Raw genomic sequence first — 22,190 nt, 5'->3', positions numbered from 1 at the left:
ATCATCGTCCTCCCCGCTCCTGAGCCGCCGTCGCCATCACCGCGTCAACGATCGCCTGGTAGCCGGTGCAGCGGCAGATATTGCCCGACAGGGCATCGCGGACCTCCGATTCCGTCGGGTCGGGGTTCTCTTCGAGAAACTCCGTCATGGTCATCAGGATTCCGGGGGTGCAGAACCCGCATTGCAGGCCATGCTTCTCCCAGAACTGGTTCTGCAGGGGCGTCAGCATGTCGTCCTTGGCGAGGCCCTCGACGGTTGCGACCGACTTGCCGTTGGTCTGGACGGCCAGCATCAGGCACGAGCGGATCGCCTCGCCCTCGACCCGAACGGTGCACGCGCCGCAAGCACCATGCTCGCAGCCGAGATGCGTACCGGTCAGCTTGAGATCGAGGCGCAGGAAATCGGCGAGCGTTCGCCGGGTCTCGACCTCGCGGGAATGGACCGTGCCGTTGACGGTCACGGAGATGGTACGCAAATCTTTCATGCTCGAACTCTCTGATCGGCGCGCGCGGCGGCCTTGGCAAAGGCGCGGCGCGTGATGATACGCGCCAGATGGCTGCGGTAATCGGATGTGATGTAGGCATCGCTCATGGCTTCGATCTCACCCGCGGCAGCGGCGAGCGCATCCGCCGTCGCGGCATCGGGCTTCGCGCCCCGCAACCGGACCTCCATCTCGGCCAGGCGAAACGGCGTCTCGGTCACGCCGGAAACCGCGACCGCCAGCCTGTCGATCGTGCCCCTGTCGTCCAGCGCCATGAGGCAACTGACGGCGCAGATGGCAAAGTCGCCGTGGCGCATGGCGAATTCCTCGAAGCCGTAGCCGTGGCCTTCGGGCCAGCGCGCGAAACGGACCGACCGCAGGAACTCGTTGGGCTGGACGGAGGTCGTGAGGAAGCCGAGGCCGAATTCACCGAAGCTGACATTGCGATCGCCATCGAGGCTTGTCACCGTCAGCACGGCATCGTGCAGCGCGGCCATATTGACCAGCTCGGCCGACGGATCGAAGTGACAGAGCGATCCTCCGATCGTGCCGCGGGCACGCGTCTGGCGATGCCCCACATGCGACAGGGCCTCGACGATGATGGGCATGTGCCGGCCGATATCCTGCGAGCGCTGCAGGAACCGCTGGCGCGTCGCAGCACCGATCTCGATGTAATCCCTCTGGATATCGACATAGGCAAGGCCGCCCACCGTGTTGAGATCGACGAGATGGCCGGGCTGGAGGAACCGGAAATTCATCATCGGCATCAGCGACTGGCCGCCGGCAAGGACGCGCGCATCGTCGAGCGTGCCGAGCAGCTCGGCCAGCTCGACCGTCGTGGTGGGGGCATGATAGGTAAAAGGCGAGGGCTTCATATGTCGACCGCTTCCGTTTGAAATGGCGGATAGAAGGAGGTGATTTTGCGCTGCGAGGCGCCCAGCAGTTCGGAGAGCGTGCGGGCCTTCTCGACCAGCGCGGCGAGCCAGTCCCGCTCCCATTCCGCGCGGAAACGGATCTGCGGCGCGGTCACGGCCATGGAACCGAACACCATCTCGCCGCGGTAGAAGATGGGAACCGCGTAGCCGATGGCTCCCTCCACGCTTTCGCCGTTGGAGACCGCATAGCCGCGGCTCCGGATCAGCGCGATATCGGCGACAAGCCTTTCGGGATCGGTGACCGTATCCGGTGTCGCCGATGGCAGGCCGTGGCGGGCAATGACTGCCTCGGCTTCCGCGTCACTCATTCCCGCCAGGATCGATTTTCCACCGGCTCCCATGTTGAGGTGGCGCGTGTCGCCGACATTGAGGGCATAGGACAGCGAATGGGAGGTCTCGGCCACCGCAAGGCAGACGCAAAAGCCTTCGCTCGGAATGTACTTGTTGAGGGTGACGGTTTCGCCTGTCGTCTCCGACAGTTCCCGCATCAGCGGCAGTGCCAGGGCCTCGTCGGAAGCGGCGTTCCAGATGCGGCGCGCCAGTTGAAGGGCTTTCCACCCCAGACGGTAGTGCCCTCCCGGGCCAACCACCAGCAGCCCCTCCTCGACAAGTTGCGACAGCACGCGGTGCACCGTCGATTGCGGCATTCCCAGGTCGCCGGCGATGCTGCCCAGGGTGGCATGCTCGCCGGCCTGGGCAACATGCAGCAAAATCGTGTGGGACCGCCTGAGCGCGGACATGGTCGACGACATGTCAGCCCTTTCTCGACGCGCCGAAAAGGCTGCCGAACCATGCCGCGAAAATCTTCCAGATCATGGCGCCGCCCATGGCATTGCCGGCGGGCGCCTTTTTCCGCTTCGCGGAAATCGCCGCCTCGTTGCCGGCAGACACGCCTGGCTGCTTTTGGGCGGTGATCTGGCGGCGCAGGTTCTCCGCGAACTGAGAGATGATGGTACTGGACACCGCGGTGATCACGCCCGACGCGCGCCCATACTGCGCAACAAGCCCCGACAGTTGCAGGTCGGTGTCGAGCGTCACCGTGGAACCACCGGCCTGCGAGGGCTCGACGCGCATCGTCGTGACGGCGCCGGCATTTCCCCGGCCCTGCTGGTCCGCTCCGCTGGCGCGTATGAGGGCGATGCGGGTGACCGGATCGGCCGTTTCGATCGTCGCGGAGCCGTTGAATTTGAGCGCCACCGGGCCGAGCTTCACCGAGACACGGCCCTTGTAGACGGTGTCCGCTTCGCTGGAGACCAGTTCGGCGCCCGGAACACAGCCGACGATGCCGGGAACGTCCATCAGCGTCTGCCAGGCCTCGTCGGGCGCGGCCGGCACGTCGAATTTGTTCTGCAGTTTCACGCTGATGCTCCTCCGGTACTTATGCTTCCGGCCATTGCGCCGCGCACAATCGACCCAAATAAATTCCATTTGGCGGAATTATTTTCTGCTCTTCTTGCAATTAGCATCAGGTCCAAGTCACATGTCAACAAGACGGAAACTAATTCCGCCTCGTGGAAAATGAATGGCCCAAACCACGACGGGGACGGGCCACGCGTGCGAAATAGGAGGAATTTCGAACATGGACGTTTCGCTCTTGGGGGTTGCCGGCTCGGCAATGCTCAGCGTGCTCGAACCCTACCGCCTCATGATGCTGTCGGCCGGCGTGCTGATGGGTCTGGCGCTGGGCATCATCCCGGGAATCGGCGGCCTGCTGGGGCTGGCGCTGCTGCTTCCCTTCACGTTCACGCTTGATCCCGTGACCGCATTCGCCCTTCTCCTGGGCATGAAGTCGGTCACCGGCACCAGCGACACGATCCCGGCGATCCTGTTTGGCGTGCCTGGCGGATCATCCGCCCAGGCCACCGTGCTCGACGGTTATGCGATGGCGAAGAAGGGCGAAGCGGGGCGCGCGCTTGCCGCCGCCTATACCGCGTCCCTGATCGGGGGATTGTTCGGCGCCGCCCTGCTGGCGATGCTCATCCCGATCATGCGCCCGCTCGTCCTCCAGATCGGCAGCCCGGAACTGCTCGCGCTTTCCATCTTCGGCGTCTCCATGGTGGCAACACTGTCGGGCAGCGCGCCGCTGCGCGGCCTGGCGCTCGCAAGCCTCGGCGTCATGCTCTCAATGATCGGAACCGACCCGCAGACCGGAACGCTGCGCTGGACGATGGGGCAGCTCTATCTGTGGGAAGGCGTGCCGCTGGTTCCGATCGCGCTCGGTCTTTTTGCCGTTCCCGAGCTTGCCGACCTTGCCATTCGCAGGGCAGCCATCGCCAGCCATTCCCGCTACGACGTCCGGGAGGGAATGGGTGTCGGCGTGCGCGACGCACTGCGCAACTGGTGGCTGGTGCTGCGTTGCGGCGGCATTGGCGCCGCCGTCGGCGCCATTCCCGGTCTCGGCGCTTCCGTCGTCGACTGGCTCGCCTATGGCCACGCCATGCAGACGGTCAAGGGCGCGCGCGAGACCTTCGGAAAAGGCGACGTGCGCGGGCTCATCGCCCCGGAAAGCGCCAACAATTCCATCACGGCCGGTTCCCTCATTCCCACCATCGCGTTCGGAGTGCCCGGCAGCGCCAGCATGGCCATCCTGCTCGGCGCCTTCCTCATCCAGGGCCTGGTCCCCGGACCCGAAATGCTGACGACCAATATCGAGATCACCTTCTCGATGATCTGGTCGATCGCCATCGCCAACATCCTGGGCGCGGGCATCTGTTTCCTCTTTTCCGGCCAGCTCGCCAAGCTTGCGACGCTTCGCTACACGCTCATCCTGCCGATCGTGCTGTGCGTTGTGTTCATGGGCGCCTATCAGGAAACCCGCGATTGGGGCGACATCTATGCGCTTCTGGTTTTCTCCGTGCTCGGCTGGACCATGAAACGGCTGGGCTGGGCCCGCCCGCCCCTCATGCTCGGCTTCGTTCTCGGTGCGCTGATCGAACGCTACATGTCGATCTCGATCATGCGCTACGGCTCCGACTGGCTGCTACGGCCGGCGGTGATCGTCATCCTCGCCGTTTCCGTTCTCGGCATGATCCGGCCTTTCCTGCGCGAGACCAAGCGCAGCGGCGGGCTCAAGCGCATGCTGCTGGAGTTTCACCGGCCCACATTCAAGGTCGCCGACCTGTTCTACGTGCTGCTCATCGTCGTGGTCGGCATCATGATGGTCCAGGCCACGGGCTGGCGGGCACCCGCCAACACCGCGCCCCTGATCATGGGCTGCGTCTTCATGATCACCGCCGGCATCAGTCTGCTCTATCAGGTTCTCCGCAGAAGCGGGGTCAGCCTTCGCGAGGGCGAACAGCGCGAATCCGCCGTCCACATGGACATCAGCCGGGATGAGACCATCGACACCCGCACCTTCCTCGTGCGGTCGGGCATCTTTCTGGCGTGGTTCGGCTCGTTCATTGTCGGCGTCTCGCTGATCGGCTTCCTTCCCAGCTCGTTCTTCTTCATCATCGCCTATATGCGGATCGAAGGACGCGAACCCTGGTGGCTGAGCATAACCCAGGCGGTCTGCTTCACCGTCTTCATCCATGTCCTGGCCGACCGCATCATGCACATTCCCTGGCCGGCAACGCTGCTCGGCAAGCTCGTCCCCGCTCTGACGATCATACCCACCGTCTAGATATGAACAGGCGCGGCGGGCCGGACCTGCCGCGCGCCAATCGAAGGTGCAAGATTGCCCCGCCTGCCAGACCTGAACCCGGCGACCATGTCGCCCGAACAACGCGAAATCTGCGAAGAGACCCTCGCCGGTCCCCGCTCCAGCCTTCCTGCCCCGCTCAAGGCCTGGCTGTTCCGGCCGGAACTCGCGCGGCGCGGGCAGAGCCTCGGCGCCTATGCCCGTTACGGCACGTCGCTGCCGGCGGAACTCTCCGAGCTTGTGATTCTCGTGACCGCCCGGCACTGGATGAGCGAGTACGAGTGGCATGCCCACGAGCGGGAGGCGCTTCGAGCCGGTATCGCGCCGGAGATTGTCGACGCCATCGAAACCGACGACACCCCCGACTTCACCGATAAAAAGAGCGCCTGCGTCTTCGCCCTCTCCAAGGAACTCTATGCATCCCGCGGCCTTGCCGAGGAGAGCTACCGGCGCGGTATCGCGACACTGGGCCGGGACGGCATGATAGACCTCGTGGCGATCGCGGGCTATTACAGCTTCGTCGCCATGACGCTGAACGTCTTCGACATCGGCGTTCCCGAAGGGGCGGTGCGGCCCTTCGCCAAATTACGCAATACAAACGAGGGGGCATGACATGCGCCGGCTCATCGTTGCCATAACCGGTGCGTCCGGGGTGATCTACGGCATTCGCGCGCTGGAGATGCTGAAGGATATCGCGGGTATCGAATCCCACCTCATCCTGTCGCCCTCCGCCATCCGGACGATCGGCGAGGAGACCGACTACGAGATCGACGCCGTCCGCGCGCTTGCCGATACCGTGCATGCGTTCAAGGATATCGGGGCATCCCTCTCGTCGGGGTCCTACAAGACCGAAGGCATGCTGGTGGCACCCTGTTCCGTCAAGACGCTGAGCGGCATTGCCAACAGCTACAATGACGAACTGATCGTGCGCGCCGCCGACGTCTGCCTCAAGGAGCGCCGACGCGTGGTGCTCCTTCTTCGCGAGACCCCGCTGCACGCCGGTCATATCCGTCTCATGGAACAGGCGACGCTGAACGGCGCGATCGTCATGCCTCCCGTGCCCGCGTTCTACCACCGGCCCAAGACCCTGGCGGATATTATCGACCAGACGGTCGGACGCGCGCTCGACCTGTTTGATATCGATACGCACAACGTCAAGCGCTGGACGGAAACGAACGACGCATGAGGGGCGCCGAAACGGTCCGCGCCGTCGTCCGGCTCGGGGCCGCGCTATTGCCTGCCCGGCGAGTGTCGCTCCGCCGGGCACAATATCTTAAAGTCAGCTATCCGTCGCCGTCGGCTCGACTACGGTCGTGTCAATGGCGGGCAATGCCTCCATGGCAACCAGGTGCTCGGCACAGCGATCTGCGGCCCCGGGAGCCTCGCGTTGCATGCCGGCAAGTGTAATCCAGCCGCCTTCGGTGATAAAGGTATCGCGCTGATAGGACGATGTGTCCTTCAGCTCCGCAAGCTTTTGACTGGCGTTCGGTCCGGTGACGAATCGTTCGACACAGAGATTGGCGACCAGTTCAGCGCGCGCCGTGCGCGCTGCATCTTCCGCCATCTTCGTCGCGGTGCCGCCGGTCGTCCAGCCGCCGGCAGAAAAACCAACGATCATCGTGACGACAGCGACCCCGGCCATGGACCAGAACCAAAGTGTCTTGGAGGGCTGATAGTTCTCCCAGCGTTGAGAAACGGTTTGTTCGGTTGTCATTTTTCACCCCTTTTCCGTTCAAACTTATTATTTCGCATTTAGAACAATGCGACATTAACATATCGTAAGCCGATAGAAACCCATTCTCTGCAAGTGAGACACAGTTCGCATCGGGGGCTAATATATCTGCGTCGGCATCGTGGACCGGGGCTCGCTCAATTCACAGGGAAACCCGAGCGTATCGCGCCGGCATAGCTTGTGTCGGCGATGGTTTCCGCGGCCGCTGCGAGCCAGCCATCGCCGCGAACACAGCGCTTAGCGGCCACCTAACCAACGCTGAACCAAACGCTTATGTCGGGTGGAACAGGCTTCCTCTACACCTTTCCCACCTCGCCGCCGCAAGGGCCATCGCACCGGAAAGCCTCACGCCCGCCATCTCTTCCTTTTCCAATGATGATACCGTCCCAATTATGGGCGACGATCTCGCATTCCCTGTTCATGCGCTTGCAGAGGTCGTTGGTCAGATCGATCTCGAAACCTTCCAGCGTGCCGTTCGGGCCGGAGAAATTCCACGGCGCATAGGCGCCTTCGGTGGCGATGCGCAGCGTGTCGGCAGCGTTTGCCGGCTGCAGCGAAACGGCAAGCACCGCGGCAGACACGGTAAGGGTCAGGTTCATTGCGTTCCCCTCTGTTTGTTCTCCGGTCTCAATGGGCGTGCTTCGAAATGAAGAAGCTCTGCTGGCGCAGTTTCAGGAAGCAAACCGGGTCTAGCTCAATCCGCCCTGGAGGCCAGGAGACCCGCGCCACCTGACCATTGCCTTTCCGGCGTCGTCGAAGCGATGGATGCGCGTTTCGTCCGGGGTGAGGAAGACGGTGTCGCCGTGGGTGACGGGGACGTCGCCGCCGGCGCGCACGGTGAACATGCCGATGCCCTCGGCATTGACGTGCAGGAACGTGTCGGAGCCGAGATGTTCGGCGACCCCGACGACGCCCTTCCACGTCCCGCTCTGCCTGGACAGCGCGATATGTTCCGGCCGGATGCCGACGGTCGGGGCATTGTAGGGCCTGGCCGCCTCGCCCGTGACGAAGTTCATGCGCGGCGAGCCGATGAAGCCGGCGACGAACAGGTTGTCGGGCTTGTTGTAGAGATCGAGCGGCGAGCCGACCTGCTCGATATTGCCGGCGTTGAGAACGACGATCTTGTCGGCCATCGTCATCGCCTCGACCTGGTCGTGCGTGACGTAGACCATCGTCGTCTTGAGCTGGTGGTGCAGCTCGCTGATCTCAAGGCGCATCGTGCCGCGCAGCGCCGCGTCGAGGTTGGACAAAGGCTCGTCGAAGAGAAAGGCCGACGGCTCGCGCACGATCGCCCGGCCGATCGCCACGCGCTGGCGCTGGCCGCCGGAAAGCTGGCCCGGGCGGCGTTCGAGATAGTTGGTGAGGTTGAGCACACGGGCGGCCTCCGTCACCTTCCTGTCGATCGCCGCCGGATCCATCTTCGCCATCTTCAGCGGGAAGGCGATGTTATTCTTCACCGTCATGTGCGGATAGAGCGCATAGGACTGGAACACCATGGCAAGGCCGCGCTTTGCCGGGGCGGCGCCCGTCACGTCCTTGCCGTCGATCTCGATCGAGCCGCCCGTCGTGTCCTCCAGCCCGGCGATGAGGCGCAGGAGCGTGGACTTGCCGCAGCCCGACGGGCCGACGAAGACGACGAACTCGCCGTCCTCGATGGCAAGGTCGATGCCGGGAATGACCTGCGTGGCGCCAAAACTCTTGTTGACCTTTTTGAGAATGATCTTGCCCATGGCTGTCTCCCCGATCTCTCTTCGTTACTTCACGGCGCCGAAGGTCAGGCCGCGGACAAGCTGCTTCTGGCTGAACCACCCCATGATCAGGATGGGGGCGATGGCGAGCGTGGAGGCCGCCGACAGCTTCGCCCAGAACAGGCCTTGCGGACTGGAGAACGAGGCGATGAAGGCCGTCAGCGGCGCCGCGTTCGTCGTCGTCAGCCGGATCGTCCAGAAGGCCTCGTTCCACGCCAGGATGATGTTGAGCAGCATGGTGGAGGCGATGCCCGGCACCGCCATCGGCGTCAGCACGTAGACGATCTCGCCCCACAGCGAGGCCCCGTCCATGCGCGCGGCCTCCAGGATCTCGCCGGGGATCTCGCGGAAATAGGTGTAGAGCATCCAGATGACGATCGGCAGGTTGATCAGCGTCAGCATGACGGTGAGGCCGAGGCGGCTGTCGAGCAGGCCGGTGTCGCGGAAGATGAGATAGATCGGCACCAGCACGGCGACGGCCGGCATCATCTTGGTGGAAAGCATCCACATCAGGATGTCCTTGGTCCGCCGCGTCGGCGAGAAGGCCATCGACCAGGCGGCCGGCACGGCGATCAAGAGCGCCAGCAGCGTGGAGCCGACCGAGATGATCACCGAGTTCAGGAAGAACTTGAAGTAGTTGCTCTGCGCCTGCACGGCCGCATAGCTCTCCACCGTGCCGGAGGGCAGGAGGTCGAAACCCTGGATCGCCTCGGTCTCCGACTTGAACGAGGTGACGATCGTGTAGAGGATCGGGAAGAAGAGGATCAGCGCGACGATCCAGGCGGCGATGGTGAAGACGACGGTTCGTCTTGTCGAGACGGCGCGGGCCATGGTGTATTCCTCCCAAAAAGCAGGTCCGGGAAAAGTGTGAAGCGGTTTTCCGTCCGGAACTGCGATAAACTATTTGTCCAGGTTCTTGCCGACGGCGCGCATCAGGAAGAAGGCGACGATGTTGGCGAGGATCACGGCGATGATGCCGCCGGCCGAGGCGCCGCCGACGTCGTAGCCCAGAAGCGCCGTGCGGTAGATCAGGAACGGCAGGTTGGTGGAGGCATAGCCCGGCCCGCCATTGGTGGTGACGAGGATCTCCGCATAGACGCCGAGCAGGAAGATCGTCTGGATGAGGATGACGACGGTGATCGAGCGGGCAAGGTGCGGCAGCGTCAGGTAGACGAAGCGCGAGACGAAGCCGGCGCCGTCCATCTCGGCCGCCTCCTTCTGCTCGCCGTCGAGCGATTGCAGCGCGGTCAAGAGGATGAGGGTGGCAAACGGCAGCCATTGCCAGGCGACGATGATGACGATCGAGAACAGCGGGAACTGGGCGAACCAGTCGACCGGCTGGAAGCCGAGCGCCCGGTTGATGTCGGCCAGCACCCCGTAGCCGGGATGCATGATCATGTTCTTCCACACCAGCGCCGCCACCGGCGGCATGACGAAGAAGGGCGAGATGATCATGATGCGCACGATGCCCTGCCCCCACATCGGCTGGTCGAGCAGCAGCGCGATGCCGACACCGCCGACGACGGTGATCAGCAAAACCCCGCCGACGATGAGCAGCGTGTTCCAGATCGACTGGAAGAAGGCCGGGTCGGTGTAGAAATACTGGTAGTTGAACAGCCCCGCCCAGCTGACATTCGCCGGGTTCAGGAGATTGTAGTTCTGGAACGAGAACCAAAGCGTCATCGCCAGAGGCACGATCATCCAGACCAGAAGCAGCCCAACTGAGGGCGCCAACATCAGCCGCGCCAAGCCACGCGTGTTCTCCGTCGCCATCGTTTCCTCCCTCTTTCCTCAGGCGGGCGGCCTCATCCTGCCGCACGCTCTTCGCCGTCACGGCCGGTTGGCGGCCGCTCTGTCATAGATCGCCAGCACCTGGTCCACGGCGGCGATCAGGATGTCCTGCGCGCAACCGGCCCCTCCCGCTGCCAGGACCGGCAGATACTGGTGCAGCACCGTTTCGGGAATGCGAACGCCCTCCAACGCCGACAACAACGCTGAAACGGCGACCTCCGCCTCCGGCCGCGTCCAGTAATAGCGGATACGGTCACTGTAGCTGAAATGGCGCTGGATTTTGAGCGCGGTCCCGTCGCCGTGATAGTAGCCTTGCCAGAAACCGGGCACGGCCAGCATCAACGCCTCCATCGTCCGCGCCAAGGGGCGGTCGCCATAGCCGGGAACGATCTCCGAAGCGACGAGATCGAGGGCATAAAGGGCCTCGCGATAGGCGAAGGTGAGACCCGGTCCGACCTTCAGGATCGGGAACCCGTCCGCGACGAGCGCCGCCAGCGCCTCCTGCGTCTGGTAGTCGGTGGAATGGGCTTCGAACACCAGAGCCGGCTCCTCGTCGAGCAGCGCGCTGAGATCCGCGGCGCGCGGCGGATCGTAGGCGACGACATTGTCGCTGCCGAACTCCACGCCGGGCTGCACGACGAAGGCGATGACGCGCTCGAAGGCATCGGAAAGGCCCGCCCTTGCAAACGCCTCGCGGTGGACGGCGATCGTCTCGCGCGCGGCGTCCGACGCGGTCGGCTCGACCACGTCAAGCGCATGATCGGCACCGCCCGGGATCGGCACCTCCGTGCCGAGGATATAGACCGGCGCCGGAAGGTTTTCGCGCCCGGCCGTTTCCTCGGCGATGGCGCAGAGGGCGGCGGCGCGTTCGGCGACGGTACGGTCGTCCAAGGCGACCGGCTCGCCGACGCAGCCCATCGAGGCATCGAGGTGGATTTTCGTGAAGCCGGCCGCGACATAGGCCTCCACCATGCCGGCAGCCTTTTCGAGGGCGCTTGCGGCAGGCTCCCTGCGCCAGGGATTCGGGCCGAGGTGATCGCCGCCGAAGATGATCGTCTGCCGCGCGACACCCTCCTCGACAGCCATCGCTTCGACGAAGGCGATGAAATCGGCGGGCGTCATGCCTGTATAACCGCCGAACTGATTGACCTGGTTACAGGTCGCTTCGATCAGCACCGGCCCCTCGCCCGTCGCCGCCCGGCGCAGCGCGGCGCGCAACACGGTCGGGTGGGCGGAACAGACGGACGCGATGCCATAGGGGCGGCCCGCGCGGCGGGCGGCGGCAAGACCCTTGAGGAAATTGCTCATTCTCCACCCTCCCGTCCGGCGGCCGCGATAAAGGCATCGAGTTCCCGCCGGCTGGAGACGCCTTCCATCGGCCCCTGGCGGGTGACCGTGCGGGCGCCCGCGGCATTGGCATAGAGCAGCGCGCGGGCAGGCGGGAGGCCGGCGCGGCGGGCGGTAAGATAGGCGGCGCCGAAACAGTCGCCCGCCCCCGTGGGATCGATCTCCTCCACGGCAAAGGCCGGGCAATCGACGCGGCCGAATTGCCGGCTGAAGTGGCTAGAGCCGGCGCTGCCGCGCTTCAGCACGATCTCGCCGATGCCGAGGCCCAGCAGGCGCTCCACCGCCGCCCCTTCCGTCGCCTCGTCGGCCGCGACGAGCAGTTCGTCGCCGGAGGGCAGCAGAAGATCGGTGACGGCGAGCATATTGTCGACAAGCTTGCGGCCCTCGCCGGCCCGGGCGAGCTCCTTGCGGATATTCGGATCGAAAGAAACCGACCCCCCACGCGCCTTGACGGTGGCGACGGCCTCGATAAGGGCTGCGGCGATGCCCGGGATGGCAAAGGCCGAGCCCATGACATGGACATGGCCGGCCTTGGCTACGAGCGCGCGGGCGGCGGCGGTCATGCGCGCCTCGCCGGCTGCCGAATGGGTGATATTGAAGACGAAGTCGCGCGCGCCATCCGGCCGGTAGCGCACGAAGGCACTGCCTGTCGGCTTGCCTGGCACGATCGAAATGGCCGAGACGTCGACGCCGTCGGCTCTCAGCCGCGCCACATTGAGCACGCCGAAATCATCCTCGCCAACGGCGGCCACGATACCCGCCGCCCCGCCGAACCGGGCGACCTGGTCGGTGAAGATTGCCGGCGCACCGCTCGGAAACGGGCCGACGAGCGGCTGCGGCGCAAGGAACCCAGCCCCGACCGACGTCGCCATGATCTCCACCAGGATTTCGCCGACGGTGACCGTCGGACCCAGATTCTCGGGCGCCAATTCGCTCGTTCTCGTCAATGCCGCCTCCTCGCCGCAACGGACCCGCCGCTGCCTGATGACGCCCATCGGATACGACAGCGGCGCACGCATTGTCAACATAAATTTTACGCGCGTAAATTATTTACCGATCCATATCGATAATGCGTCGCAGCATTTTCCATATTGCACAGCACTAGAGTTGAAAGTTTTTACATATATTTATCAACGCAATGCCTCGATTTGCCATTTTCCGACTGCGAGTCCCCATCCAGACCCGCTTGACAAACCCACACGACATAAACGATAAAAACTTTACGCATGTAATTTTATGCGTAAACACCCGTAAAGGAGGAACGGATCAATGAGGAACATGACCCGCATTCTACTCTCGTCCGCCGTCGGCCTTGGCCTGATGACCGGCCTCGTCCAGGCCGAGGAGATCAGTATCGCCACCGTGAACAACGGCGACATGATCATCATGCAGAAGCTCTCCAGCGCCTGGGAGAAGGAAACCGGCAACAAGATCAACTGGATCGTGCTGGAAGAGAACGTGCTGCGCGAGCGCGTGACGACAGACATCGCCACCAAGGGCGGCCAGTTCGACATCATGACCATCGGCGGTTACGAAGCGCCGATCTGGGGCAAGCAGGGCTGGCTGGCGCCGGTCGACGATCTCGGCGACGATTACGACTATGCGGACCTGCTGGAGCCGATCAAGGCCGGCCTGACGGTCGACGGCAAGCTCTACGCCGTTCCCTTCTATACGGAAAGCTCGTTCACGCTCTACCGCAAGGACCTGTTCGAGGCCGCCGGCCTCCAGATGCCGGAACAGCCGACCTACGAGCAGATCAAGGAATTCGCCGTCAAGCTCACCGACAAGGACAAGCAGCAATACGGCATCTGCCTGCGCGGCAAGCCGGGCTGGGGCGAGAACATGGCCTTCGTCGGCACCATGGTAAACGCCTATGGCGGCCGCTGGTTCGACATGGACTGGAAGCCGCAGCTCGACTCGGATGCCTGGAAGAAGGCGATCACCGACTATGTCGCACTGCTGTCCGACTACGGCCCGCAGGGTGCGACGGCCAACGGCTTCAACGAGAACCAGACGCTCTTTGCGACCGGCCATTGCGCCATGTGGATCGACGCGACATCGGCCGCCGGCCGCGTCTACGACCCCAAGCAGAGCCAGGTCGCCGACAAGATCGCCTTCACGCGCTCGCCGGTCGCCGAGACGGCCAACGGCTCCAGCTGGTCCTGGTCGTGGAACCTTGCCATTCCCGCCACCACGCAGAAGGCGGAGACCGCAAAGTCCTTCCTGAAATGGGCGACCTCCAAGGACTACGTGAAGCTGGTCGGCGAAAGCGAGGGCTGGGTCGCGGTTCCCCCGGGCACCCGCAAGTCCACCTACGCTCTGCCGGAATACCAGAAGGCGGCCCCCTTCGCCGCGACGGTGCTGGAGGCGATCATGTCCGCCGATCCGTCCAAGCCCACCAAGGATCCGGTGCCCTATACCGGGGTGCAGTTCGTCGCCATTCCGGAATTCCAGGCGATCGGCACCTTCGTCGGGCAGCAGGTCAGCGCCGCGCTCGCCGGCCAGCAGACGGTCGATGCCGCGCTTGAAGCAGCGCAGACCCAGGTCGAGCGCGACATGACGCGCGCCGGCTACATCAAGTGAGGCTCCCGCCTGCGGATCAATCCGCAGGCCCTCCCAGGAGGACCCGGCGCTTCGGTGCCGGGTTTCCTTCAAAGCGGATCATTTCAACCTGCGACGCATGGAGAAGAGACATGAAACTCAAGGACAAGGTCGCCCTGATCACCGGCGGCGCGCGCGGCATCGGCCTCGGCTTTGCGGAAATCTTCGCCGCCGAGGGCGCAAAGGTCGTCATCGCCGACATCAATCTTGCGCGCGCCAAGGAAGCGGCGGCCTCCATCGGTCCGGCCGCGACCGCGATCAGGATCGACGTCACCGACCTTGAGGACATCGACGCGGTCGTCGGCAGGATCGACGCCGATTTCGGCGGGATCGACATCCTCGTCAACAATGCCGCCATCTTCGACATGGCGCCGATCCAGGCGATCACCGAGGAGAGCTACACGCGCGTCTTCGACGTCAATCTCAAGGGGCCGCTCTTCACCATGAAGGCGGTGGCGAACGTGATGATCGCGCGCGGCCGCGGCGGCAAGATCATCAACATGGCAAGCCAGGCCGGCCGCCGCGGCGAGGCGCTGGTGACGCTCTACTGCGCGTCCAAGGCCGCCATCATCTCGGCGACCCAGTCGGCGGCGCTGGCGCTCGTCAAATACGGCATCAACGTCAACGCCATCGCGCCGGGCGTGGTGGACGGTGAGCACTGGGACGTCGTCGATGCCAAATTCGCCGAATGGGAAGGCCTGAAGCCCGGCGAGAAGAAGGCGGCGGTGGCGAAATCCGTCCCGATCGGCCGCTTCGCCACGCCCGACGACATCAAGGGGCTCGCTCTCTTCCTCGCCTCCAGCGACAGCGACTACATTCTCGCCCAGACATACAATGTCGACGGCGGCAACTGGATGAGCTGAGCCATGAAAGCAATCCAGTTCACCGCCAAGGGTGAGGCAAGGCTTGCCGACCTTGCGATCGGCGACCTTCCCGCCGGCCACGCCCTGATCAGGGTCAAGGCGTCGGGCCTTTGCCACACGGATATCGACGTGCTGCATGCCCGCTATGGCGACGGCGCCTTTCCGCTGGTGCCGGGCCATGAATATGCCGGCGTGGTCGAGGCGATCGCGGCCGACGTCACCGGCCCTGGCATCGGCGCACGCGTCGCCGTGGACCCGAACCTGCCCTGTGGCGCCTGCCCGTCCTGCCGCAAGGGCCTGACCAACCTCTGCCGCGACCTGAAGGCCTATGGCGTTTCGCACAATGGCGGCTTTGCCGAATACAGTCTCGTGCGGGCCGACCAGTTGCATGGCATCGGCGCCATGCCCTTCCCCCTCGCCGCCCTTGCCGAGCCACTCGCCTGCGTGGTGAACGGCCTTGAGAGCGCAGGCCTGCACAGCGGGTCCCCGCGGCCCCGGGAGGCGCTGGTCATCGGCGCCGGGCCGATCGGCCTGCTGCTTGCCCTGTGCTTGAAGGCAGAGGGCGTCCGGAACGTCACGGTCGCCGACATCAACGAAAGCCGCCTCGCCTTTGCGGCCGATCTCGGTCTTTGCGGGATCGTTTCCGGCTCCGTCGAGCTTGCGGCCAACAGACGCTCCTACGATTTCGTGGCCGATGCCACCGGCATTGCCAGCGTCGTGGAGGGCATGATCGATCTCGTCGCCGATGGCGGCACCGCGCTTTTCTTCGGCGTCTGCGCCCCGGACGCCCGCATCTCCGTCGCCCCGTTCGAGATTTTCCGCCGCCAGTTGAAACTGGCCGGTTCCCATTCCCTGAACCGCAACATCCCCGATGCGCTGGCCATTCTGGAAAAAGACGACGGGCGCATAGCCCGGCTCGTCTCGCACAGGCTGACGCTCGATGAGGTGCTGCCCTTCTTCACGAAGAAGCCGACGGATCCCGCGACCATGAAGGTGCAGTTCGTCGCCGACTGATCGCAGAACCGCTTGACCCGCCCCGTTTTCGGCTTTTCCCGCGAAATGAGGCCGGTTAAGAAAGCGAACACCGGAACCGCAGGGAGCAGCCGCTTGGCCAAGTCGATCAGAACCATGGAGGACTTTTCCGAGTTCGTCGGGCTCTCCCGGCCCACCGTGTCGAAATATTTCAACGACCCCTCCTCCGTGCGCAAGAAGACGCGCGACGCCATCGAGGATGCCCTCAAGAAGTCGGGGTTTCGGCCGAACCTCTTTGCCGTCAATCTCAACCGCCGCCGCTCCAACATCATCGGCATCGTCATTCCCAACTCGCTGGACCCCTTCTACATGGCGCTGACGCGCCGCATCGAGCTGATCGCGAACGAGGCGGGTTTCCTGGCTTTCGTCCTCTCATCCGACGGCCGCTCGTCCATGGAGGACAATGCCATCAAGACGCTGAAGTCGATGAATGTGGCCGGCGCCATCATCGCCCCCCTCGGCGTTCGCTCCCGGCAGGCCACCCTCGAACAGTTGGGCGAAGCCATTCCCCTCGTCTACGTCGACTCGCCGATTGACGATTCCTCCGCTTTCGTCGGTACGGACAACCGCCAGAGCTTCGGGCTCATCGTCGATTATCTATGCCGCTCCGGCGAGCCGCCCTGCTATTTCGGCATGCCGCAGGTCAACACGAACGCGGCAACCCGCCTCTCCGCCTATCGGGAGGCGATGCAACGGCTCAACCTGGAGCCCAGGGTCATTCCCGTATCCGAGAACACCACCTGGGACTTCGAGGACTTCGCGTTTCAGGAGGCGAGCCGGCTCTTCGAGAGGCTTGAACAGCTTCCCACCCGCACGATCCTCTGCGCCAATGATCGACTGGCGTTTGGCGTGATTGCCGCGGCGTGGCAGAGAGGGATAAAGGTTGGCCACGGAGCCGAATACGACCTGCGCGTCGCCGGTCACGACGATCACCCGCTGTCGCGCTATGCATGTCCGCCGATCACGACAGTCGCGCAGAACTACAACGAAATCGGGCGGCTCGCGATCGAGCTCTTGCTCGGAAAGCTCTCGGAAGACGAGAATCCGAGGCAGGCTCCAGATCGGATTCTTCTCAAGTCCGAACTCATGCTGCGCCAATCCGCTTGACGACCGGCAAGATCCTGGAGCCGCCCTCCATTGCGGGCACATTGTCGAGAATGCGCCGGCATCCGCCAGGGCACGCGCTGTTTCCAGGCCCCCCGTTCAGGTTGCCGATCGCGACGTCAGCCGGGCCTGCAGCACCACGACAACGAGCAGGAAGAGGCCACGGATGACGGATTGCCAGTAGGCGGAGAGCGAGATCCAGCCGAGGCCGTTTTCGAAGTTCAGCACGTTGAAGACCATGCCGAGCAGGAGCGCGCCGGCAAGCGTCGCGCCGACCGAGCCGGAACCGCCCGTGAGCAGGGTCCCGCCGACGACGACGGAGGCGATGGCGAAGAGCTCCCAGCCCACGCCCTCGGTGGGCTGGCCGGCGCCGAACTGGGACGCCAGGATGACGCCGGCAAGGCCGGCCAAAAGGCCGCAGACGGCATAGACGCCGATCAGCGTGCGCTCGACCTTCAGGCCCATCAGGGCCGCCGTCTGCTCGCCGTCGCCGATCGCCAGCACATGGCGGCCGGCGGCGGACCGTTCGAGGAAGAGCCAGCCGAGGATGTAGGCGGCAAGCGCAATCCACGCGGGAATGGGAAAGCCGAGAAAATCGTCCTGGCCGATGACGGTGAAGCCGCTGTCGTAGGAGACCGAGACGGACTGGTTGTTGGCAAGCAGCAGCGCCGTGCCGCTCGCCGCGAGCATGGCGGCAAGGGTCGCGATGAAGGGCTGGATGCGCAGGCGGGTGATGACCACGCCATTGACGAGGCCGACGGCAAGCCCGGCGCCAACGCCGCCCGCAAGGCCGGCATACCAGCTATGGGGCGACAGCAGCGCCGCGACGACGCTGGCGAGCGCCGCCACGGCCCCGACGGACAGGTCGATGCCGCCGGTCATGATGACGAAGGCCATGCCGAGCGCGATCAGCGCGAACATCGAGTTGTAGCGCAGGAAGCTGAGAATGTTGAACGGCGACAGGAAATTGTCGTAGCGCAGGGCGCCGAAGAGGATGAGCGCCGCGAGCGCGACGATCACGCCGATGCGGGCGAGATCGCCGGAGGATTTCGGGGCGAAGGACTTGAGCAAGGCGGGCATGGCGGTCCTCACGTCCTGTCGGCACGGAGCTGGATGAAGACGGCGAGGATGATGAGCCCGGCCTTGACGACGAGGGCGGCGGCATCCGGCACGCCGTTGGCAAGCAATGTATAGCGCACGAGCTGGATGACGAAGGCGCCCATCAGCGTGCCGAAGATGTTGGCGCGCCCGCCGGTCAGGAGCGCGCCGCCGACGGCGACGGCGGCGATGGCGTCGAGTTCCATTCCCATGCCGACGAGATTGGCGTCGCTGGCGGAGTTGCGGGCGACGACGATCAAGCCCGCGATGCCGGCAAGCGCGCCGCTGATGACGTAGACGAAGGTCTTGACGCGGCGAACGGGAATGCCGGTGAGCCGCGCGGCCTTCTCGTTGCCGCCGACGGCGATGATCTGGCGGCCGAGCACCGTGTAGCGGATCAGGCAATAGGCGAGCACCGCGATCACCACCATCAGCACGACCTGCGCGGGGATGCCGGCGATATGGCCCATGGCGATGAACTGGAAGGGCGGGTTCTTGAAGACCTGCAGGTTGCCGTTGGTCATCACCTGCGCGATGCCGCGCCCCGCGATGAAGAAGACGAGCGTGGCGACGATCGGCTGGATCGAGAAATGCGTCACCAGGAAGCCGTTGAACCAGCCGCAGGCGGCGGCGGCGATCACCGGAATGACGAAGGCGAGCGTGACGGCGAGCGCCACGTTGTCGACGGGCAGGAGCTTGCCCATGAAGATCATCGGCGCCAGGGCGCCGGAGATCGCCATCAGCGAACCGACGGAAAGATCGATGCCGCCGGTCGCGATGACCAGCGTCATGCCGGTCGCCACGATGACGATGGTGGCGACCTGGGTGAGGTTGACGTTGAGCGTCTGCCAGGACAGGAAGTTCGGCGTGACCGCGACGTTGAAGACGAGCAGCAGCAGGAAGGCGACGAAGACACCGTAGCGGCTGACGAGTTGCAGCGGGGACGTGGTCGGCGCCAGGGGCTTCAGGGACGTATCGGTCATCGTCATGCCAGTTCACCGGATGCGCCATCGACCTGGTGGGCCATGGCGGAAAGCAGGTTCTGTTCGGAGAGTTCGCCGCGCGGCAGCACCGCGACCGACATGCCGTCGCTGAGCACGGTCACGCGGTCGGCGGCCGCGAGCAGTTCCTCCAGTTCGGAAGAGATCATCAGCACGCTCAGACCTTCATCGGCGAGATTGCGCAAAAGCTTGAGGATTTCGGATTTGGCGCCGATATCGATGCCGCGGGTCGGCTCGTCGACGATGAGCACGCTCGGATCGGTGCACAGCCAGCGAGCGAGCAGGACCTTCTGCTGGTTGCCGCCGGACAGTTCCTTGATCGGCTGGTCCGGCGAGGCGCATTTCACGCCGAGCGAACGGATGAAGCGCGAGACGATCTCGTCCTGCCGGTTGCGGTCGACGATGCCGGCCTTCTTCAGCTTCGGCAGCAAGGCGAGCGTCATGTTCTCGCGGATGCTCATGTCCGGGATGATGCCGTCGACCTTGCGGTCTTCCGAAACGAGACCGATACCGTCGGCGATGGCTGCAGCCGGTTCCGAATAGTTCCGCCTGCTCTGGTTGAACGAGAGGCTGCCGCGTTCCAGCTTGTCGACGCCGAAGATGATGCGGGCGGTTTCCGTACGGCCGGAGCCGAGAAGCCCGGCAAGGCCGGAGATCTCGCCTTCCCGGATCGACAGGTCGACATCCCGGACGCGAAGACCGGAGCCGGCATTCTTCAGCTCGAGCCGCACGGGGCGCGCGTCGTCAGGCTCGGCATCGCGGGCGAGCGCCTCGAAGGCCGCGAACTCACGGCCGAGCATGTGGCGCACCAGCTCCATCTTCGGCATGTCCCCCATGGCGCTGACGGCGACCGTGTGGCCATCCCGCATGATCGTCACCCGGTCGCAGATGGCATAGAGTTCATCGAGGCGGTGGCCGATGAAGATGACGGCGACGCCGCTTTCCTTCAGCGTGCGGATGGTGCGGAACAGCACCTCCACCTCGCGTTCGTCGAGCGAGGACGTCGGCTCGTCCATGATCAGCAGGCGGGCATTCTGGGTGACGGCACGGGCGATCGACACCATCTGGCGCGTCGCGGCATTGAAGCGCGCCACCGGCAGGTCCACGTCGATATCGAGATTGAAGACCTTCAGAACCCTCGCCGCGCCTTCGCGCATCGCCTTGCGGTCGAGCAGGCCGAAGCGGCGCGGCTCGCGGGACAGATAGATGTTTTCGGCAACCGAGCGCTGGGGGGCGAGATTGATCTCCTGGTAGATCGTGGCGATGCCGGCGGCCTGGCTTTCGGCCGGCGTCGCAAAGCTCACCTGCCTGCCCTGGAAGCAGATCGTCCCCTCGTCCCGCTGGTAGGCGCCGGTCAGGATCTTGATCAGGGTGGATTTTCCCGCGCCGTTCTGGCCGACAAGGGCCATGATCTCGCCTTCGCCTATCTCCAGCGATGCCGATTGCAGCGCGGGAATGCCGGCAAAGGATTTCGAAATGCCCTGCATGGACAGCAACATACCAATCCGCCTCACCTTACGTCTTTGCCTTGTCACATGCCGTCGTCGCAAAACGCTCGGGCATCTTTGCGCGACATTACGCCATGGAAATGCCGGCCGGGCTTCTGTCGTCCCGGCCGGCTTCCAGTCAGCCTGGGAGATCAGTATGCGTCGGCAAGTTCCGCCGCAGCGTTCGTGCTGTCGTAGAACTTGTCGTCATTGATGACCCACGCATCGATCTTGTCACCATTGGCATAGGCTTCCATGGTGTCGAAGGCCTTCGGCCCGAAGCGAGGGTTGCATTCCACGACGGCCGCGATCTTGCCGTCGACGACAGCCTGAACCGCTTCCTTGCCGCCGTCAATCGACAGCACGAGGATGTCCTTGCCGGGCACCTTGCCGGCCGCCTCGATGGCGGAGATGGCGCCGATCGCCATTTCGTCGTTGTGGGCATAGATGATATCCGCATCCGGATGCGCCTGAAGCAGGGCTTCGGCCACCTGACGCCCCTTGTCGCGGGCGAAGTCGCCGGTCTGGGATGCGACGATCTCGAAGCCGCCGGCCGCGGTGATCGCCTCGTCGAAGCCCTTCTTGCGGTCGTTGGCCGGCGAGGAGCCGGTCGTGCCTTCGAGCTCGATGATCTTGGACTTGCCGTCGGCGTTCTTCGCCAGCCATTCGGCAATGCGCTTGCCTTCCTCGATGAAGTCGGAGCCGATGAAGGTCAGGTAGTCCTCGCCGGCCTTGGCGAGCGACGGATCGACGCTGCGGTCGAGCAGGATGACCGGGATACCGGCCTTCTTGGCGGCCATGACGGCGGGGATCAGCGGCTTTTCCTCGCGCGGCGCGAGGAAGATGACGTCGACGCCCTGGGCGATCATCGAGTTGACGTCCGCGACCTGCTTGGCGGCAGAGCCGGCGGCGTCGGTATAGACGAGCTGGTAGCCGCGCTTTTCGGCTTCGGCCTTCATGCTGTCCGTCTGGGCGATGCGCCAGGGATTGTTGGATTCCGTCTGCGCGAAGCCGACCTTGTAGGTGTCTTTCTTGGCGAGCGCCGGCACTTGCGCAACGGCGACGCCGGCAAAGGTCATCGCGCCGAGCGCGGTTGCAGCAAGCATGAATGTGCGACGTGAGAATGCAGGCATCTCAGTTTCTCCTCCCGAATTTTCCGGTTTCCTCGACCGGCAGTGAGCGATAAGTGCTTCACATGCGTAGATTTTGGCGCTAATAATATTAGCAGTCAAGAGTCATTTTATGAGCATGTGCAAAAAGTCGGGTTGCGCCGCAGCAATCCGGGAGAGGAATTGACGCATGAGCAGGTCGGACGGTCAGGGGGACCAAA

22 protein-coding genes are annotated in these 22,190 nt (G+C 64.3%); 7 read left to right on the top strand and 15 right to left on the bottom strand.

The window, feature by feature from the left end; genetic code table 11:
• Position 1 precedes the first annotated feature (1 nt).
• Genes AB3G45_RS01665 through AB3G45_RS01650 form a run of 4 tightly spaced genes read right to left on the bottom strand, consistent with a single transcriptional unit; the run spans position 2 to position 2,844 of the window.
• The gene (locus AB3G45_RS01665; protein ID WP_367828909.1) at positions 2-484 is read right to left on the bottom strand and encodes a (2Fe-2S)-binding protein; all 483 of its coding nucleotides are present in this window, start codon (positions 482-484) and stop codon (positions 2-4) included.
• Positions 481-1,356 carry a xanthine dehydrogenase family protein subunit M gene (locus AB3G45_RS01660; protein ID WP_367828908.1) on the bottom strand — a complete coding sequence of 292 codons (876 nt, stop codon included), beginning with the start codon at positions 1,354-1,356 and terminating at the stop codon, positions 481-483. The genes AB3G45_RS01665 and AB3G45_RS01660 overlap by 4 nt, the downstream gene beginning before the upstream one ends.
• On the bottom strand, positions 1,353-2,168 hold the full coding sequence (locus tag AB3G45_RS01655; RefSeq protein ID WP_367828907.1) for an IclR family transcriptional regulator: 816 nt from the start codon (positions 2,166-2,168) through the stop codon (positions 1,353-1,355). The genes AB3G45_RS01660 and AB3G45_RS01655 overlap by 4 nt, the downstream gene beginning before the upstream one ends.
• A 1-nt stretch (position 2,169) precedes the next feature.
• Entirely contained in the window at positions 2,170-2,844 is a 675-nt protein-coding gene (locus AB3G45_RS01650) for an SRPBCC family protein (protein WP_367828906.1), read from the bottom strand.
• 151 nt (positions 2,845-2,995) lie between these two features.
• Here AB3G45_RS01650 and AB3G45_RS01645 point away from each other — a divergent pair, with 151 nt between their 5' ends.
• From AB3G45_RS01645 to AB3G45_RS01635, 3 genes are read left to right on the top strand one after another with little or no spacing between them, the layout of a single operon-like run.
• Positions 2,996-5,038 (top strand): tripartite tricarboxylate transporter permease, encoded by a 2,043-nt coding sequence (locus AB3G45_RS01645; protein WP_367828905.1) that lies wholly within the window; start codon positions 2,996-2,998, stop codon positions 5,036-5,038.
• A 54-nt stretch (positions 5,039-5,092) separates the two neighbouring features.
• Positions 5,093-5,668: a carboxymuconolactone decarboxylase family protein gene (locus AB3G45_RS01640; RefSeq protein ID WP_367828904.1), complete on the top strand. Its 576-nt coding sequence runs from the start codon at positions 5,093-5,095 to the stop codon at positions 5,666-5,668.
• Between the two features lies 1 nt (position 5,669).
• Positions 5,670-6,242, top strand: a complete 573-nt coding sequence (locus AB3G45_RS01635) for a UbiX family flavin prenyltransferase (RefSeq protein ID WP_367828903.1) — start codon at positions 5,670-5,672, stop codon at positions 6,240-6,242.
• Between the two features lie 93 nt (positions 6,243-6,335).
• Here the strand turns inward: AB3G45_RS01635 and AB3G45_RS01630 are convergent, their stop codons facing one another.
• The 7 genes from AB3G45_RS01630 to AB3G45_RS01600 all read right to left on the bottom strand — a co-directional run bounded on the left by AB3G45_RS01630 (position 6,336) and on the right by AB3G45_RS01600 (position 12,669).
• Entirely contained in the window at positions 6,336-6,770 is a 435-nt protein-coding gene (locus AB3G45_RS01630) for a hypothetical protein (RefSeq protein ID WP_367828902.1), read from the bottom strand.
• Positions 6,771-7,084: 314 nt separating this feature from the next.
• The gene (locus AB3G45_RS01625) at positions 7,085-7,387 is read right to left on the bottom strand and encodes a transporter substrate-binding domain-containing protein (RefSeq protein WP_367828901.1); all 303 of its coding nucleotides are present in this window, start codon (positions 7,385-7,387) and stop codon (positions 7,085-7,087) included.
• Positions 7,388-7,477: 90 nt separating this feature from the next.
• Positions 7,478-8,518 (bottom strand): ABC transporter ATP-binding protein, encoded by a 1,041-nt coding sequence (locus AB3G45_RS01620; protein WP_367828900.1) that lies wholly within the window; start codon positions 8,516-8,518, stop codon positions 7,478-7,480.
• A 24-nt stretch (positions 8,519-8,542) separates the two neighbouring features.
• Positions 8,543-9,367, bottom strand: coding sequence for a carbohydrate ABC transporter permease (locus AB3G45_RS01615; RefSeq protein WP_367828899.1), 825 nt, complete (start codon positions 9,365-9,367; stop codon positions 8,543-8,545).
• Between the two features lie 69 nt (positions 9,368-9,436).
• Positions 9,437-10,309 carry a carbohydrate ABC transporter permease gene (locus AB3G45_RS01610; RefSeq protein ID WP_367828898.1) on the bottom strand — a complete coding sequence of 291 codons (873 nt, stop codon included), beginning with the start codon at positions 10,307-10,309 and terminating at the stop codon, positions 9,437-9,439.
• Positions 10,310-10,366: 57 nt separating this feature from the next.
• Positions 10,367-11,635 carry a D-tagatose-bisphosphate aldolase, class II, non-catalytic subunit gene (locus tag AB3G45_RS01605; RefSeq protein ID WP_367828897.1) on the bottom strand — a complete coding sequence of 423 codons (1,269 nt, stop codon included), beginning with the start codon at positions 11,633-11,635 and terminating at the stop codon, positions 10,367-10,369.
• Positions 11,632-12,669 carry a sugar kinase gene (locus AB3G45_RS01600; RefSeq protein ID WP_367828970.1) on the bottom strand — a complete coding sequence of 346 codons (1,038 nt, stop codon included), beginning with the start codon at positions 12,667-12,669 and terminating at the stop codon, positions 11,632-11,634. Before AB3G45_RS01600 ends, AB3G45_RS01605 begins: the two co-directional genes overlap by 4 nt.
• A gap of 274 nt (positions 12,670-12,943) precedes the next feature.
• On the opposite strand from AB3G45_RS01600, the gene AB3G45_RS01595 reads away from it, so the two are divergent.
• From AB3G45_RS01595 to AB3G45_RS01580, 4 genes are all read left to right on the top strand, one after another.
• Positions 12,944-14,257 carry a sugar ABC transporter substrate-binding protein gene (locus AB3G45_RS01595; protein ID WP_367828896.1) on the top strand — a complete coding sequence of 438 codons (1,314 nt, stop codon included), beginning with the start codon at positions 12,944-12,946 and terminating at the stop codon, positions 14,255-14,257.
• A gap of 110 nt (positions 14,258-14,367) precedes the next feature.
• Complete coding sequence (locus tag AB3G45_RS01590; protein WP_367828895.1) at positions 14,368-15,138, top strand: L-iditol 2-dehydrogenase; 771 nt, start codon at positions 14,368-14,370, stop codon at positions 15,136-15,138.
• Between the two features lie 3 nt (positions 15,139-15,141).
• Complete coding sequence (locus tag AB3G45_RS01585) at positions 15,142-16,152, top strand: zinc-dependent alcohol dehydrogenase family protein (RefSeq protein ID WP_367828894.1); 1,011 nt, start codon at positions 15,142-15,144, stop codon at positions 16,150-16,152.
• Between the two features lie 114 nt (positions 16,153-16,266).
• Positions 16,267-17,277 carry a LacI family DNA-binding transcriptional regulator gene (locus AB3G45_RS01580; protein ID WP_367828969.1) on the top strand — a complete coding sequence of 337 codons (1,011 nt, stop codon included), beginning with the start codon at positions 16,267-16,269 and terminating at the stop codon, positions 17,275-17,277.
• Between the two features lie 96 nt (positions 17,278-17,373).
• Here the strand turns inward: AB3G45_RS01580 and AB3G45_RS01575 are convergent, their stop codons facing one another.
• The 4 genes from AB3G45_RS01575 to AB3G45_RS01560 all read right to left on the bottom strand — a co-directional run bounded on the left by AB3G45_RS01575 (position 17,374) and on the right by AB3G45_RS01560 (position 21,993).
• On the bottom strand, positions 17,374-18,354 hold the full coding sequence (locus AB3G45_RS01575; RefSeq protein ID WP_367828893.1) for an ABC transporter permease: 981 nt from the start codon (positions 18,352-18,354) through the stop codon (positions 17,374-17,376).
• 8 nt (positions 18,355-18,362) lie between these two features.
• On the bottom strand, positions 18,363-19,361 hold the full coding sequence (locus AB3G45_RS01570) for an ABC transporter permease (protein ID WP_367828892.1): 999 nt from the start codon (positions 19,359-19,361) through the stop codon (positions 18,363-18,365).
• The gene (locus AB3G45_RS01565; protein WP_367828891.1) at positions 19,358-20,872 is read right to left on the bottom strand and encodes a sugar ABC transporter ATP-binding protein; all 1,515 of its coding nucleotides are present in this window, start codon (positions 20,870-20,872) and stop codon (positions 19,358-19,360) included. The genes AB3G45_RS01570 and AB3G45_RS01565 overlap by 4 nt, the downstream gene beginning before the upstream one ends.
• A gap of 140 nt (positions 20,873-21,012) precedes the next feature.
• Positions 21,013-21,993, bottom strand: a complete 981-nt coding sequence (locus AB3G45_RS01560) for an ABC transporter substrate-binding protein (protein WP_367828890.1) — start codon at positions 21,991-21,993, stop codon at positions 21,013-21,015.
• Between the last annotated feature and the right edge of the window lie 197 nt (positions 21,994-22,190).

The organism is Shinella sp. S4-D37, from assembly GCF_040812195.1.
Lineage (GTDB): Bacteria > Pseudomonadota > Alphaproteobacteria > Rhizobiales > Rhizobiaceae > Shinella.
Note: the sequence above shows the minus strand (reverse complement) of the source record. Positions and strands in the feature narration are given on the sequence as shown.

What these genes read in the sequence shown, in the direction of transcription:
- AB3G45_RS01665 (WP_367828909.1), bottom strand. Translation starts at nt 484, where the DNA reads ATGAAAGATTTGCGTACCATCTCCGTGACCGTCAACGGCACGGTCCAT.
- AB3G45_RS01660 (WP_367828908.1), bottom strand. Translation starts at nt 1,356, where the DNA reads ATGAAGCCCTCGCCTTTTACCTATCATGCCCCCACCACGACGGTCGAG.
- AB3G45_RS01655 (WP_367828907.1), bottom strand. Translation starts at nt 2,168, where the DNA reads ATGTCGTCGACCATGTCCGCGCTCAGGCGGTCCCACACGATTTTGCTG.
- AB3G45_RS01650 (WP_367828906.1), bottom strand. Translation starts at nt 2,844, where the DNA reads ATGGAATTTATTTGGGTCGATTGTGCGCGGCGCAATGGCCGGAAGCAT.
- AB3G45_RS01645 (WP_367828905.1), top strand. Translation starts at nt 2,996, where the DNA reads ATGGACGTTTCGCTCTTGGGGGTTGCCGGCTCGGCAATGCTCAGCGTG.
- AB3G45_RS01635 (WP_367828903.1), top strand. Translation starts at nt 5,670, where the DNA reads ATGCGCCGGCTCATCGTTGCCATAACCGGTGCGTCCGGGGTGATCTAC.
- AB3G45_RS01630 (WP_367828902.1), bottom strand. Translation starts at nt 6,770, where the DNA reads ATGACAACCGAACAAACCGTTTCTCAACGCTGGGAGAACTATCAGCCC.
- AB3G45_RS01625 (WP_367828901.1), bottom strand. Translation starts at nt 7,387, where the DNA reads ATGAACCTGACCCTTACCGTGTCTGCCGCGGTGCTTGCCGTTTCGCTG.
- AB3G45_RS01620 (WP_367828900.1), bottom strand. Translation starts at nt 8,518, where the DNA reads ATGGGCAAGATCATTCTCAAAAAGGTCAACAAGAGTTTTGGCGCCACG.
- AB3G45_RS01615 (WP_367828899.1), bottom strand. Translation starts at nt 9,367, where the DNA reads ATGGCCCGCGCCGTCTCGACAAGACGAACCGTCGTCTTCACCATCGCC.
- AB3G45_RS01610 (WP_367828898.1), bottom strand. Translation starts at nt 10,309, where the DNA reads ATGGCGACGGAGAACACGCGTGGCTTGGCGCGGCTGATGTTGGCGCCC.
- AB3G45_RS01605 (WP_367828897.1), bottom strand. Translation starts at nt 11,635, where the DNA reads ATGAGCAATTTCCTCAAGGGTCTTGCCGCCGCCCGCCGCGCGGGCCGC.
- AB3G45_RS01600 (WP_367828970.1), bottom strand. Translation starts at nt 12,669, where the DNA reads ATGGGCGTCATCAGGCAGCGGCGGGTCCGTTGCGGCGAGGAGGCGGCA.
- AB3G45_RS01595 (WP_367828896.1), top strand. Translation starts at nt 12,944, where the DNA reads ATGAGGAACATGACCCGCATTCTACTCTCGTCCGCCGTCGGCCTTGGC.
- AB3G45_RS01590 (WP_367828895.1), top strand. Translation starts at nt 14,368, where the DNA reads ATGAAACTCAAGGACAAGGTCGCCCTGATCACCGGCGGCGCGCGCGGC.
- AB3G45_RS01585 (WP_367828894.1), top strand. Translation starts at nt 15,142, where the DNA reads ATGAAAGCAATCCAGTTCACCGCCAAGGGTGAGGCAAGGCTTGCCGAC.
- AB3G45_RS01580 (WP_367828969.1), top strand. Translation starts at nt 16,267, where the DNA reads ATGGAGGACTTTTCCGAGTTCGTCGGGCTCTCCCGGCCCACCGTGTCG.
- AB3G45_RS01575 (WP_367828893.1), bottom strand. Translation starts at nt 18,354, where the DNA reads ATGCCCGCCTTGCTCAAGTCCTTCGCCCCGAAATCCTCCGGCGATCTC.
- AB3G45_RS01570 (WP_367828892.1), bottom strand. Translation starts at nt 19,361, where the DNA reads ATGACGATGACCGATACGTCCCTGAAGCCCCTGGCGCCGACCACGTCC.
- AB3G45_RS01565 (WP_367828891.1), bottom strand. Translation starts at nt 20,872, where the DNA reads ATGTTGCTGTCCATGCAGGGCATTTCGAAATCCTTTGCCGGCATTCCC.
- AB3G45_RS01560 (WP_367828890.1), bottom strand. Translation starts at nt 21,993, where the DNA reads ATGCCTGCATTCTCACGTCGCACATTCATGCTTGCTGCAACCGCGCTC.